Raw genomic sequence first — 12,746 nt, 5'->3', positions numbered from 1 at the left:
ACGGATGGACCTGCGGGTGCGGCTGCTCGGCCGGCTGCTCCGCCGGATGTCGATCTCGTCGATGGACGACGAGCGGCTGCGCAGGGCCCAGTCTCGGTCGGTCCCGCACAACCCGGTCACCGACCTGCTGCTGGGCGGCGTGGCCCGCGGCGTCCGGCTCACCGACGGGACGGCGCGCGGCGAGATGGGCCCCGTGCCCGTGCGCACCTACCGGCCCGAGGGCGCGCGCGGCCCGCTGCCGCTGGTCGTGAACTTCCACGGCGGCGGGTGGACGCTCGGCAACCTCGACTCGGCCGACTGGCTGTGCAGCAACGTGGCGGCCACGGTCGGCGCCGTCGTGGTCTCGGTGGACTACCGGCTGGCGCCCGGGTACCGCTGGCCGGCCGCGGCGGAGGACTGCTACTGCGCGCTGGCCGACGTGGTGGCGCGGGCGGAGGAGTTCGGCACGGACGCGAGCCGGGTCGCGGTGATGGGCGACAGCGCCGGGGGGAACCTGGCCGCGGTCGTCTCCCTGCTGGCCCGTGAGCGCTCCGGCCCGCGGATCGTGCACCAGGGGCTGGTGTACCCGTCGGTCGACCTCACGATGAGCAGCCCCTCGATCGACGAGAACGCCTCCGCGCCGATCCTGACCAGGGCCGACTGCCTCGCCTTCCGCGACCACTACCTCGGCGGCCAGGACCCGCACCACCCGCACGCCTCGCCGCTGTTCGCCGCCGACCACTCCGGCCTGCCGCCCGCGCTGGTGCAGGTGGCCGAGCACGACCCGATCCGCGACGACGGCGTGCGCTACGCCGGGGTGCTGCGCGACGCCGGCGTGCCGGTCCGGCTGACCGAGTACGTCGGCATGCCGCACGGGTTCCTCGCGTTCCCGCGGCTGTGCCGCTCGGCGCCGCAGGCCCTGGCCGAGCTCTGCGCCGAGCAGTCGGCTGCCTTCGCAGCCTGAGCCGCCGGGGGTCCTCACCCCGACGGGGCATGTGGCCGCCGCCGCGGTGCGCCGATCTCATCGAAAGACGCCTGCCGACGAGAGGAGCGCACCGTGGCCCGGCCTGCCGTCCACGCCCGCCGCCTGGGCGCGCTGCTCCTGGGGGTCGGCGCGGCCGGCGTGCTCGCCACCGTCCTCCTGCCCGACGCGGCCGCGACCCCGGTGTCCGACCTGCTGCAGACCCTGGCCTCCGGCGCTGCCGCGCTGAGCACCCTCCGGCACGCGTCGCGGTCCACGGGCCGGCGCATGCGGGCGGCGTGGGGCCTGCTGGCGGCGGCCTGCGCGTGCTGGTGCCTCGGCCAGGCGTACTGGGCCGTACTCGCCGCCCGCGGGCAGGCGCCCTTCCCCTCGCTGGCCGACGTCGGCTTCCTCGGCTTCGCCGTCCTGGCCGTCCTCGCCCTCGTCGTCCACCCCGCCGACGGGGGACGCACCGGCCGCTGGCAGCGCTGCCTCGACGCGGTGATGACCGCCGGCGCGGTCGGTCTGGTCAGCTGGCAGACGGCGCTGGGCGCCGTGCTGCGCGAGGACACCGGCCACGGCGTCGCCGTCCGGCTGCTGCTGGCCGCCTACCCGGTCGCCGACGTCGTCCTGGTGGTCCTGGCCATCCTGCTGGTGACCCGCACGGCCGGTGACCGCCGGCCGCTCAACCTCGTCGCCGCGGGCCTCACCGCGCTGTCGCTGGCCGACAGCACGTTCACCTACTTGGGCGCCACGAGCACGTACGACGGCGGCAGCGTGGACACGGGGTGGACGGCGGCCTTCGTGCTGCTCGCGGTCGCCGGTCTGTGCCGCCCCACCGTGCCGGCAGGCGCCGGCGACCGCGTCGCCCGCCGCACCAGCGCGGCGGCCTCCCTGCTGCCCTACGTCCCGGTCACCCTCGCCCTCGGCGTGGCCCTCACGCGCTCGCTGTCGGGGACCACGCTGCAGCAGGCCGAGGAGCTCGTCGTCGCCCTGGTCATCGCCGCACTGCTGGCCCGCCAGTACGGGACCGTGCGCGAGAACGTCCGTCTGGCCGACGACCTCGCCGTCCGCGAGGCGCAGCTGCGGCAGCTGGCCTTCTCCGATCCGCTCACCGGCCTGGCCAACCGGTCGCTGTTCCTCGACCGGCTCGAGCACGCCCTCTCGCTGCACGCCCGCGACGGGCGGCCGATCGCCGTCGTGTTCCTCGACCTCGACGACTTCAAGTCGGTCAACGACACCCTCGGCCACGCCGCCGGTGACGACCTGCTGCGGCACGTCGCGGGACGGCTGCGCGGAGCGCTGCGCGGCGGCGACACGGTGGCCCGGCTCGGCGGCGACGAGTTCGCCGCGCTGCTCGAGGACGGCGGCGACGCGCGGGAGGCCGCCGCCCGGATCGCGGCCGCGATGGACCTGCCCTTCCCCGTCGCCGGGAGCCTGCGCGCGGTGGGTGCCAGCACCGGCGTGGTGTCGCTGTCCGCCGGCGACGCCGCGGCGGGCGCCGACGAGCTCATGGCCCGCGCCGACGGCGCCATGTACACGGCCAAGCGCGCCGGCAAGGGCCGCGTCGTGCACCACGGCGTCCCCGTCTGACCTCTGCTCCCGCCCGGGCGCCGGGCCCGGACGGGTGACAGGGTGGACGGGTGACCGACGTCGTGCGCCGGGACGGGCGTCGTACCCCCGCTGTCCGTGACTACCGGGGGCACGGCATCCACGCCGCCCCGGGCGTGCACGAGTACGCCGCGGACCTCGCCCGGTCGCTGCTGCCCGACGGCGGCCGGGTGCTCGAGGTCGGCTCCGGGTGCGGCGCCCTCGCGCTGCGGCTGCGGGACGCGGGGGTCGACGTCGTCCCCACCGACCTGGACCCGCCGCACGACTGGATCGCCCGCCTCGACCTCGACGACCCCGAGTGGACCGAGGACACCCGCGGACCGTTCGACCTGGTGGTCTGCGTGGAGACGCTGGAGCACGTGGAGAACCCGCGGCAGGTGCTGCGCTCCGTCCGCGCGCTGCTGCGCCCCGGCGGCCGGCTGCTGGTGAGCACGCCCAACGTCACCCACCCCCACTCGCGGCTGCTCACGCTGCTGCGCGGTGCGCCGTACGTCTTCGGCCCGCGGCTCTACCACTCCCCCGGGCACATCACGCTGCTGCCGGACTGGATGCTCACCGAGCACGTGCGGCTGGCCGGGTTCGACGACGTCGAGGTCACCACCGCCGGCGACACCTTTTACCGCGGGCCCATGCGCGCGGCGTACCGGGTGGAGATGGCCGCGCTGTGGCTGCTGGGCATCCGGCAGCGCGCGACCTCCGGCGACGGCGTCTGCACCTTCCTCACCGCCACCGCCGTGTAGCCGAGGGGACGGTGTGCGCCGCGGCCGCGTTCCCGCCCGTGGGATGCCGCGTCAGCGCACACCGTCCGCGGCGTCAGATGGGGAACTCGACCCCCTGCGCGAGCGGCAGCTCACCGGAGAAGTTGATCGTGTTGGTGGCCCGGCGCATGTAGCCCTTCCACGCGTCGGACCCCGACTCACGTCCGCCGCCGGTGTGCTTCTCCCCGCCGAACGCGCCGCCGATCTCGGCGCCCGAGGTGCCGATGTTGACGTTGGCGATGCCGCAGTCGGAGCCGTCGGCGGCGAGGAACCGCTCGGCCTCGGCCTGGTCGGAGGTGAAGATGCTCGACGACAGCCCCTGCGGCACGTCGTTGTTGAGCGCGACGGCCTCCTCCAGCGTCCGGTAGGGCAGCACGTACAGGACCGGCGCGAAGGTCTCCTGCCGGACGATGTCGGTCTGCCCGGGCATCCGGACCAGCGCCGGCTCGGCGTAGTACGCGTCCGGTGCGTCATCGGCCAGCCGCCGCCCGCCGCCGGCGAGCACCTCCCCGCCCTGCTGCCGCGCCGCCTCGAGCGCGTCCTGCATCGCCTTGTACGCGGCGTCGTGGATCAGCGGGCCGACGAGCGTGCCGGGCTCCAGCGGCGAGCCGATCGGCAGCGCGCGGTAGGCGGCCGTGACCCGCTCGGTCAGGGCGTCGACGACGTCGACGTGCGCGATCAGCCGGCGCATCGTGGTGCAGCGCTGCCCGGCGGTGCCGGCGGCGGAGAAGACGATGCCGCGGGTGGCCAGGTCGAGGTCGGCCGACGGCGTGACGATCGCGGCGTTGTTGCCGCCGAGCTCGAGCAGCGACCGGCCGAAGCGGTCGGCCACCCGCGGCCCGACCAGCCGGCCCATCCGCGTCGAGCCGGTGGCGCTGAGCAGGGCCACCCCGGGCGACGCCACCAGGGCCTCGCCGACGTCGGCGCCGCCGAGCACCACCTGGCTGAGCCCCTCGGGCGCGCCGGTCTCGGCGATCGCCCGGTCGAGCAGGGCGGCGGAGGCCAGCGCCGACAGCGGCGCCAGCTCCGAGGGCTTCCACACGACCGGGTCGCCGCAGACCAGGGCGATGGCGGTGTTCCACGACCACACGGCGACCGGGAAGTTGAAGGCGCTGATCACGCCGACGACGCCGAGCGGGTGCCAGGTCTCCATCAGCCGGTGACCGGGGCGCTCGGAGCTGATCGTCCGGCCGTAGAGCTGCCGCGAGAGCCCGACGGCGAACTCGCAGATGTCGATCATCTCCTGGACCTCACCGGCCGCCTCGGAGGTGATCTTGCCGACCTCGGTGCTCACCAGGGTGGCGAGGTCGGCCTTGTGCTCGCGCAGCAGCTCGCCGAGGCGGCGCACCAGCGCACCGCGGACCGGCGCGGGGACCGTCCGCCAGGTGCGGAACGCCTCGCCGGCCCGCGCGACGGCGGCCTCGACGTCGGCCGCGGTGTCCCGGCGGACCGAGGCGATCCGCCGGCCGTTGACCGGCGAGGTGACCGAGTCGTCGCCCGCGACGGCGTCGAGGTCGACACCGCAGCGGGTGGCGGCCTCGGCCGCCAGGCGGGCGAGGTCCTCGGCGGTGGGCAGGGTGGTCACAGACGTGCTCCTCGAGTTCGGATGCGGCGGCCGCCCTGCAGGGTCCCACCGCGAGCCTGCGAGCGGTCGGGGGCAGGGTGGTCCTTGCTCACACCACGTTGAGCTCGGGGCGGACGCCGTCGCCGGCGAACCGGCGGACGTCGAGCCCCGAGACGTCGACGAACGGCTGCTCGCCGAGGTACAGGTCGCGCACGACCTCGCCGACCGCCGGGCCCATGAGGAACCCGTGGCCGGAGAAGCCGGTGGCGTAGAGGAACCCCTCGACGTCGGTGGCGCGGCCGATCAGCGCGTTGTGGTCCGGCGTCATCTCGTACAGGCCGGCCCAGCCGCTGGCCACGCCGACGCCGGCCACCGCGGGTGCGCGCCGCTCGATCGCCGCGGCGAGCCGGGGCAGCCACGCGTCGGAGCGGGTCAGCCGGAAGCCGGGGGTCTCGTCGGGGTCGGACATGCCCATGAGCAGGCCCCGGCCCTCGCGGTGGAAGTAGAAGGAGGTCTCGAAGTCGATGGTGAACGGCGTGTGCGGGTCCAGCCCCGGGACCGGCTCGGTCACCAGCACCTGGCGGCGCAGCGGGGTCACCGGCAGGTCCACCCCTGTCCAGGCGCCGACCTCGGCCGACCAGGCGCCCGCGGCGCAGACCACCGTGTCCGTGCGGATCGTCCCGGCCGCGGTGCGCACCGCGGTGATACGCCCGCCGTCGACGTCGATGCCGGTGGCCGCGCACTGCGGCAGCAGCGTGGCCCCGGCGCGCCGGGCCGCCGACGCGTAACCCAGCACCACCGATTCCGGCGTGCAGTGCCCGTCGGTGGGTGAGAACGCGGCGGCGAGCAGGCCGTCGGCGTCGACCAGCGGGGAGAGCCGGACCGCCTCGGCGACGTCGACCATCCGGCTGGGCACGCCGAGGGAGTTCTGCACCGCGACGGCGGCCTCGAAGTCGGCGACCGCCTGCGGCGTCGACAGCAGGAACAGGTACCCGACCGGCGCGAAGTCGATCTCCTGGCCGAAGCGGGCGGGGAAGTCGCGGAAGGTCTCCAGGCTGCGCGCGCCGAGGGCGACGTTGAGCGGGTCGGAGAACATCGCCCGCACGCCGCCGGCCGCCTTGCAGGTCGAGCCGGCGCCGAACGCGTCCCGGTCGAGCAGGACGACGTCGGGCACGCCGGCCGTCGCCAGCTCGTAGGCGGTGGCCAGCCCCATCACCCCGCCGCCGATCACCACGACGGACGCCGAGGCGGGCACCTGGCGCGACGATCCGGTCACCGGGGACCTCCTGCACGGACGGGGACGGGCCCCCATCCTGCGTCCTCCGGGGCCCGCGGCACCACGTCCGGCCGCGGGCCCGCCGCAGATCAGGCGGGTTCGACGCCGAAGGTGACCGCCAGCCGCTCGATCTTGCGGGCGCGGCCCAGCCGGGGCAGGTCGCTGCCGTCGCGGATGACCTGGCCGCGGGCCTCGAAGTCGGCGAGGAACGACCGCGCCCACACGACGTCGGACGGCGCGGGGCTGATCACCTCGTTGATCACCGGCGCCTGGTCGGGGTCCAGGCAGAGCTTGCCGGTGAGCCCGAGGGAGACGGTGACCGCCGACTGGTCGCGCAGCACCGGGTGGCTGGTGCTCACGGTCGGGCCGTCGATCGGGCCGGGCAGGCCGCCGATCCGGCTGGCCACGACCAGCCGCGAGCGCGGGTAGGCCATGGCCAGGTCGTCGGCGCTGGTGCCGGTGTCCCGGCGGTAGTCGCCGCTGCCGAACGCGAGCCGGAACGCGCCGCGCGCCCGGGCGACGGTGACCGCCTCCTCGATGCCGAGCGCCGACTCCATAAGCGCGAGCACCGGGGTCGAGCCGCCGAGCCGGTCGAAGGTCTCGGTGACGTGCGCGCCCGCCTCGGTCTTGGCCAGCATCACGCCGGCCAGCCCGGGCAGGCCCGCGAGCGCGGCGACGTCGTCCTCCCACCACTGCGTCGAGCGGTCGTTGATCCGCACCCAGGCCGGGCGGGCGGCGTCCGCGAGCCAGGCGACGACGCCGGCGCGGGCCTCGTCCTTGTGCGCCGGGTCGACGGCGTCCTCGATGTCCAGGACCACCTGGTCGGCGCGCGAGGCGTACCGCTCGTCGAACAGCTCGGGCCGCGCGCCGTTCACCAGCAGCCACGAGCGTGCGTCCGCCGGCCCGACCCTCCGTCGTGTCGTCATGACGTCATCCTCGCCCGCGCCCCGCTGCGTCCCGCGGTACGACTCCCGGCCAGCGGCATGCTGTGAGCGACGGCACGCCGACCACTTCGGGTGGCCGACCGACCAGATCGGTCGGTCGGTCGTACCGTGGTCGCGTGGCGCGACCGTTCCGGCAGCAGATCGACGAGGGCATCCTCGACCGCGCCGCCGCCCTGTTCGCCCGCCGCGGCTTCGCCAAGACCTCGGTGCAGGACGTTGCCGACGCCGTCGGGCTGTCCAAGGCCGGACTGCTGCACCACTACCCCAGCAAGGACGCCCTGCACGAGGCCGTGCTCGCCCAGGCGGAGACGCTCGGCAGGCAGGTGCTCGACCAGGTCGAGCACCTGCCGCTGGGCGCGGCCCGCGACCGCCGGGCCGTCGAGGTCCTGGTCGACGTCGCCCTCGCCCACCCCGGCGTCGTGGCGTTCCTGCTCGCCCCGGCCACCCGGGACGAGCCCGGCGCCGAGGGGTCGCTGACCGACGGGGCCGGTGCCATGGCGCTGGCCGCCTTCGGCGTCGACCCGGAGACCACCGACCCGGAGCGGTGCGTCCGGGTCGTCGGTGCCCTCGGCGCGCTCGCCGTCCTCACCCTCGCCGCCCGGCAGGCGGACCTGACCCTCGCGTGGCGGCCCTACGTCGTCGGCACGTGCTTCGACGCGCTCGGCCACCGCCGTCCGCGCGCGACCCCATCCCACCCCTCCCAGACAGAGGCCTGATCGTCCATGGCAGTCCTGCTGTCCCGTCTCGGGACATCCTCCGCACGGCACCGGTTCGCCGTCCTCGCCGTGTGGCTCCTCGTCCTCGTGGCCGGCGGCGTCGGTGCGGTCACGCTCTCCGGGGAGACGTCGACCAGCTTCTCCATCCCCGGCCAGGAGTCCACGACCGCGCTCGAGCGGATCGGTGAGGAGTTCGGCCAGGTCGCCGGCGGCGTGTCGGCGCGGGTCGTCGTCGCCGCTCCCGAGGGCGGCACGCTGACCACCCCGGAGAACGCCGCCGCGCTGACCGGGCTGGCCGGCACGCTGGCCGAGCTCCCCGGCGTCGTCTCGGCCACCAACCCGCTGGACCCGGCGGCCCCGTCTGTCAACCAGTACCTCACCACCGGCTACAGCACCGTCACCTACGACGCCCAGGCCGGCGGGGTGACGCCCGAGCAGCAGGAGGCGCTGCTGGAGGCCGTCGACGACGCCCGCGACACCGGGCTGACCGTCGAGGTCACCGGCCAGGCGATCGAGGAGGTGCCGGCCGTCGGCGGCCCGTCGGAGGCCATCGGCGTCGTCGTCGCCCTCGTCGTCCTCGCCGTCACCTACGGCGCCCTCGTCGTGGCCGGCATGAACCTGCTGACCGCACTCGTCGGCGTGGGCGTCGGCGTCCTCGGCATCACCATCGCCACCGGCTTCACCGGCCTGTCCTCGACCACGCCGATCCTGGCCGCGATGCTCGGCCTCGCCGTCGGCATCGACTACACGCTGTTCATCGTCACGCGGCACCGGCAGGAGCTGGCGCGCGGCACCGACGTCCGCCGGTCCATCGGGCTGGCCGTCGGGACCGCCGGCTCGGCCGTGGTGACGGCGGGCCTCACCGTCGTCATCGCGCTGGCCGGCCTCTTCGTCGCCGGCATCCCGTTCCTGACCCAGATGGGCCTGGCCGCAGCCGCCACGATCGTCGTCGCCGTGCTGGTGGCGCTCACGCTCGTGCCGGCGGTGCTGTCCCTCCTCGGGCTGCGCGTGCTGCCGAGGAAGCTCCGGGCGGCGACCGCCGCGGCCACCGCCGACGCCCCGGTGCCGGCGCGCGGCCGGGGCTTCCTCACCGGCTGGGCGGCCACCGTCAGCCGGCACCGGGTGGTGTCGCTGCTGCTGGCCATCGTCGCGCTCGGCGTCGTCGCCGTCCCGGTCGCCTCGATGCAGACGACGCTGATCCAGACCCCCGGCGAGGGCACCACCCAGGCGCGTGCCGACGCCCTGCTGGCCGAGGGCTTCGGCGAGGGCTTCAACGGCCCGATCACCGTGCTGTTCGAGGGCGACCGGGCCGTCGAGGCCGCCGGTCAGGCCGCGGGCACCGTCAGCGGGCTCGACGACGTCGCGCTGGTGGCGCCGCCCGTCCCGAACGCCGACGGCACCGCCGCGCTGCTCAACGTCATCCCCGAGTCCGGCCCGACCACCCCGGCCACCGAGCAGCTGGTCGCCGACCTGCGCGCGCAGCTGGGCGACCTCGACGGCGTCGAGGCCTCGGTGACCGGTCAGACGGCGGTGAGCGTCGACGTCGCGCAGAGCCTGGACGCGGCGTTGCCGGTTTACCTGCTGCTCGTCGTCGGGCTGGCGCTGGTCCTGCTGGTGCTGGTCTTCCGGTCGCTGCTGGTGCCGCTGGTCGGCGTCCTGGGCTTCCTGCTGACCATCGGCGCCTCGCTCGGCGCCACGGTGGCGGTGTTCCAGTGGGGCTGGCTGGCCGACGTGGTCAACCTCGACACCACCGGCCCGCTGCTGAGCCTCACGCCGATCCTGGTGATCGGCATCCTGTTCGGCCTGGCGATGGACTACCAGGTGTTCCTGGTCTCGCGGATGCACGAGGCGCACAGCCACGGCGCCTCGCCGCTGGACTCGATCCGCACCGGGTTCCGGCAGGCCGCACCGGTCGTCGTGGCGGCCGCGCTGATCATGTTCTCGGTGTTCGCCGGGTTCGTGCCGGCCGGTGAGCCGACGATCAAGTCGATCGCCTTCGCACTCGCCATCGGCATCCTGTTCGACGCCTTCGTCGTCCGGATGGTGCTGGTCCCCGCGGCGCTGGCACTGCTCGGCGAGCGGGCCTGGTGGCTGCCGCGCTGGCTGCGCTGGCTCCCCGCGGTCGACGTCGAGGGCGCCGCGCTGGACAAGGACCCGGGCGCGACCCGCGAGCCGGAGCTGGTCGGCGACCCGCACTGACCTCGACACGGTCCACGGCCCGCCTCCCCGCCCGGGGAGGCGGGCCGTGCCGCGTCCGGACCGCGACGTCGGACAGCCGAGCCCGGCGGCTCCGTGCCTCCGTGCACACCGGTCGGTACGGAGCGCTCCCACGTCACCAGAGCCGTCCCCTCGTCAGCTGCTCCAGGCAGGGCGTGCTCGCGTGCAGGACGTCGAACGCCGTCGCACCGGCCGGCACCCGGTCGGGAGCGGCGGTCCAGAGCGTGAAGCGGACGAGCTCCCACCGCGCGGGGTCGACGGCCACGGCGCGGCTGTGCCAGCCGTCGTCCTCCGGCGCGGGCGTCTGCAGGGCCTCGGCCACCGCCTCGCCCGGCGGGACGTCGTCGGGCAGCGCGACCAGCTCGCGGGTGGCGAAGGCCGGGGCGCCGGTCGCCGGGCCGGGCTCGAACGCCGCACCGATCCAGTGCCGGACCGGCGGGCGGCCGAAGTCCGCGGTGATGGCGCGGAAGGGGCCGTAGAGGAAGGCGTCGAGGCCGGCGGGGTCGCGCCACAGGTAGAAGGGCGCGTACGCGTTGACCGGCGACCCGTGCCGGCCCTTCCGGCGCACCGCGTACGCCTTGAGGCCCAGGTGCGGGAAGTCGTCGGTGGCCGCGCCGCGGGTGGCCACCCGGTGCTCGATCACCCCCATGTCGTAGTCGGCCGGCAGGCCGATCTCGTACTGCATGACGTGCACGTCGACTCCTGTCTGTCGGGTGGGACTCAGCGGGCCAGGGCGGCGAGCAGCGCGACGGCGCCCTCGGTCGCCTCCTCGAACGGCTCGGGGCGGCCGGCCGCGCGGGCCAGGACGTAGCCGCCCTGGACGGTCGCGACGAGGGCGGCCGCGACGGCTGCCGGGTCGACGTCGGCGCGCAGCTCCCCCGCCTCCTGCCCCTCCGCCACGACCTCGGCCAGGCGGGCGCGCAGCCACGCGAAGGTCGTCTCCAGCGGCGCCCTCAGCTCGGGGTCGGCGACCAGGTCGGGGTCCTGCGCGTGCCGGCCGACCGGGCACCCGCGCAGCACCTGCCGCTCGCGGCGCAGGTAGCCGGTCAGCCGCTCCAGCGCCGTGCCGTCCCCGCTCAGCAGCGCTTCCGCGCCGGCGCGCTCGCGGTCGGCGGTGCGCTGCAGGGCGGTGCGCGCGAGGTCGGCCTTGCCGGTGAAGTGGTGGTACATGCTGCCCTGGCCGGCGCCGGCGCGGTCCTGGATGGCGCGGGGGCTCGTGCCCACGTACCCCCGCTCCCAGAGCAGGTCCTGCGCGGCCTCGACCAGTCGCTCCCGTGCGTTCACGGGTGCTAGCGTACATACCAGTAGGTACAACATGGTGACAGGAGGCCCGATGCCCGACCCCGAGGTCCTGCGGTACGTCGCGTTCAGCGGTGACCCGTCCGGCGGCAACCCCGCCGGCGTCGTGCTGGACGCGACCGGCCTCCGCGACGACGAGATGCTGGCGATCGCCGCCGACGTCGGGTTCTCCGAGACGGCGTTCCTGCTCCCCCGCCCCGACGGGCTGGACGCGCGCTACTTCAGCCCGCTGGCCGAGGTCAGCTTCTGCGGCCACGCGACGATCGCCACCGCCGTCGCCCACGCCGAGCGCGAGGGCGCCGGGACGCTGCACCTGCGCACCCGGGCGGGCGACGTGCCGGTGCGCACCGAGCGCACGGCAGACGGCGCCTGGACGGCGACGCTCACGAGCGTGCCGCCGCGGACCGTTGCGCTCGGCGACGGCGACCGGCGAGATCTCCTGGCGCTGCTGCGGCTCTCCGCGGACGACCTCGACCCCGCCCTGCCACCTCGCGTCGCCTACGCCGGCGCCTGGCACCCGGTGCTGGCGCTGGCCTCGCGCGAGCGGCTCGCCGTCCTCGACTACGACATGGCCGGGCTCAGGCGGCTGATGGCCGAGCGCGACTGGACGACGGTCGCGCTGGTGTGGCGGCAGGAGGCGGCCACCTTCCACGCCCGCAACCCGTTCCCGCCCGGCGGCGTGGTGGAGGACCCCGCCACCGGCGCCGCGGCGGCCGCCCTGGGCGGCTACCTCCGCGAGAGCGGGCACGTCGAGGCTCCGGCCCGGCTAACCGTGCTGCAGGGCGCGGACATGGGCCGGCCGAGCACGCTGTCGGTGCACGTCCCGGCCGGGACCGGCGGCATCGAGGTCAGCGGCACCGCCGTCGTCATCCCTGACTGACCCGGCGCACCACCGGCGAGCCGCTCCCGGCCGGCCGACCCGGTACCGGGCAGGACGACGAGGGGCGGCCCCGTCGCCCGGGTTCTGGAGCGACGAGGCCTGACCGCCGGGGGCCCCCCGGGGAACTCCGGCGGCTGCTCAGGAGTGTCGCGGCGCGTCCGGCCCCGGGCGACCGGACGCCGGCCCCGGCCGGCGGCGCCCGCCCTCGCCGCGTGGCACGACGACGGGCAGCTCGCCGGTGTGCACCAGCTCGTCGGCGATGTCGCGCACCTTCCGGTTGGCGTGCATGGATGCCTGGGCGAGAAGCTGGAACGCCTGGTCGGGGGTGATCTTGTAGCGCTCGATCAGCACACCCTTGGCCTGGTCGATCACCGCGCGGTACTCGAGCGCGGCCTGCAGGTTGTCGGCCATGTCGCGGGCGCTCCGGTAGGCGTGCAGGTTGCCGGCTGCCACCGCGGCGTACGGGCCGAACCGGGTGGCCGCAGCCCTGGCGTCCTCGTCGAAGGCGTCGGCCCGGCGGGCGTAGATGTTCAGCGCGCCG

Annotated in this window: 12 protein-coding genes; 6 read left to right on the top strand and 6 right to left on the bottom strand. The window is 75.6% G+C overall.

Translation table 11 applies throughout. From position 1 onward, the window contains the following. Window positions 1-4: 4 nt before the first annotated feature. The 3 genes from BM414_RS16735 to BM414_RS16725 all read left to right on the top strand — a co-directional run bounded on the left by BM414_RS16735 (window position 5) and on the right by BM414_RS16725 (window position 3,291). Window positions 5-943, top strand: coding sequence for an alpha/beta hydrolase (locus BM414_RS16735; RefSeq protein ID WP_093581073.1), 939 nt, complete (start codon window positions 5-7; stop codon window positions 941-943). 93 nt (window positions 944-1,036) lie between these two features. After that, a complete protein-coding gene (locus BM414_RS16730; RefSeq protein WP_093581071.1) occupies window positions 1,037-2,533 on the top strand; it encodes a GGDEF domain-containing protein in 1,497 nt (498 codons plus the stop codon). Window positions 2,534-2,583: 50 nt separating this feature from the next. After that, window positions 2,584-3,291 (top strand): class I SAM-dependent methyltransferase, encoded by a 708-nt coding sequence (locus tag BM414_RS16725; protein ID WP_093581069.1) that lies wholly within the window; start codon window positions 2,584-2,586, stop codon window positions 3,289-3,291. Between the two features lie 73 nt (window positions 3,292-3,364). On the opposite strand, the gene amaB is transcribed toward BM414_RS16725, so the two are convergent. The 3 genes from amaB to BM414_RS16710 all read right to left on the bottom strand — a co-directional run bounded on the left by amaB (window position 3,365) and on the right by BM414_RS16710 (window position 7,075). Continuing rightward, on the bottom strand, window positions 3,365-4,894 hold the full coding sequence (gene amaB, locus BM414_RS16720) for an L-piperidine-6-carboxylate dehydrogenase (protein WP_093581067.1): 1,530 nt from the start codon (window positions 4,892-4,894) through the stop codon (window positions 3,365-3,367). Between the two features lie 88 nt (window positions 4,895-4,982). Further along, window positions 4,983-6,149 (bottom strand): NAD(P)/FAD-dependent oxidoreductase, encoded by a 1,167-nt coding sequence (locus tag BM414_RS16715; RefSeq protein WP_217644767.1) that lies wholly within the window; start codon window positions 6,147-6,149, stop codon window positions 4,983-4,985. A gap of 89 nt (window positions 6,150-6,238) precedes the next feature. Next, on the bottom strand, window positions 6,239-7,075 hold the full coding sequence (locus tag BM414_RS16710; protein ID WP_093581065.1) for an HpcH/HpaI aldolase/citrate lyase family protein: 837 nt from the start codon (window positions 7,073-7,075) through the stop codon (window positions 6,239-6,241). A gap of 134 nt (window positions 7,076-7,209) precedes the next feature. Here BM414_RS16710 and BM414_RS16705 point away from each other — a divergent pair, with 134 nt between their 5' ends. Further along, a complete protein-coding gene (locus BM414_RS16705; RefSeq protein WP_093581063.1) occupies window positions 7,210-7,809 on the top strand; it encodes a TetR/AcrR family transcriptional regulator in 600 nt (199 codons plus the stop codon). Window positions 7,810-7,815: 6 nt separating this feature from the next. Beyond that, complete coding sequence (locus tag BM414_RS16700) at window positions 7,816-10,008, top strand: MMPL family transporter (protein ID WP_093581061.1); 2,193 nt, start codon at window positions 7,816-7,818, stop codon at window positions 10,006-10,008. A 133-nt stretch (window positions 10,009-10,141) separates the two neighbouring features. Here the strand turns inward: BM414_RS16700 and BM414_RS16695 are convergent, their stop codons facing one another. Continuing rightward, window positions 10,142-10,711 (bottom strand): DUF4865 family protein, encoded by a 570-nt coding sequence (locus BM414_RS16695; protein WP_245784796.1) that lies wholly within the window; start codon window positions 10,709-10,711, stop codon window positions 10,142-10,144. Window positions 10,712-10,746: 35 nt separating this feature from the next. Continuing rightward, window positions 10,747-11,310 carry a TetR/AcrR family transcriptional regulator gene (locus tag BM414_RS16690; protein ID WP_093581057.1) on the bottom strand — a complete coding sequence of 188 codons (564 nt, stop codon included), beginning with the start codon at window positions 11,308-11,310 and terminating at the stop codon, window positions 10,747-10,749. Between the two features lie 49 nt (window positions 11,311-11,359). Here BM414_RS16690 and BM414_RS16685 point away from each other — a divergent pair, with 49 nt between their 5' ends. After that, complete coding sequence (locus BM414_RS16685) at window positions 11,360-12,205, top strand: PhzF family phenazine biosynthesis protein (protein WP_093581055.1); 846 nt, start codon at window positions 11,360-11,362, stop codon at window positions 12,203-12,205. A gap of 138 nt (window positions 12,206-12,343) precedes the next feature. Here BM414_RS16685 and BM414_RS16680 read toward each other — a convergent pair. Next, window positions 12,344-12,746, bottom strand: a 403-nt coding sequence (locus BM414_RS16680) for an ANTAR domain-containing response regulator (RefSeq protein ID WP_139245910.1), incomplete at its 5' end; no start/stop codon positions are given.

The organism is Geodermatophilus amargosae (genome assembly GCF_900116515.1).
Taxonomy (GTDB): domain Bacteria; phylum Actinomycetota; class Actinomycetes; order Mycobacteriales; family Geodermatophilaceae; genus Geodermatophilus; species Geodermatophilus amargosae.
The sequence above is the reverse complement of the archived record's forward strand: the minus strand, read 5'-3'. Positions and strand labels throughout refer to the sequence as shown.

Bases quoted from the DNA above. Each gene is read 5' to 3' on its own strand.
- BM414_RS16735 (WP_093581073.1), top strand. From the start codon at position 5: ATGGACCTGCGGGTGCGGCTGCTCGGCCGGCTGCTCCGCCGGATGTCG.
- BM414_RS16710 (WP_093581065.1), bottom strand. From the start codon at position 7,075: ATGACGACACGACGGAGGGTCGGGCCGGCGGACGCACGCTCGTGGCTG.
- BM414_RS16700 (WP_093581061.1), top strand. From the start codon at position 7,816: ATGGCAGTCCTGCTGTCCCGTCTCGGGACATCCTCCGCACGGCACCGG.
- BM414_RS16695 (WP_245784796.1), bottom strand. From the start codon at position 10,711: ATGCAGTACGAGATCGGCCTGCCGGCCGACTACGACATGGGGGTGATC.
- BM414_RS16685 (WP_093581055.1), top strand. From the start codon at position 11,360: ATGCCCGACCCCGAGGTCCTGCGGTACGTCGCGTTCAGCGGTGACCCG.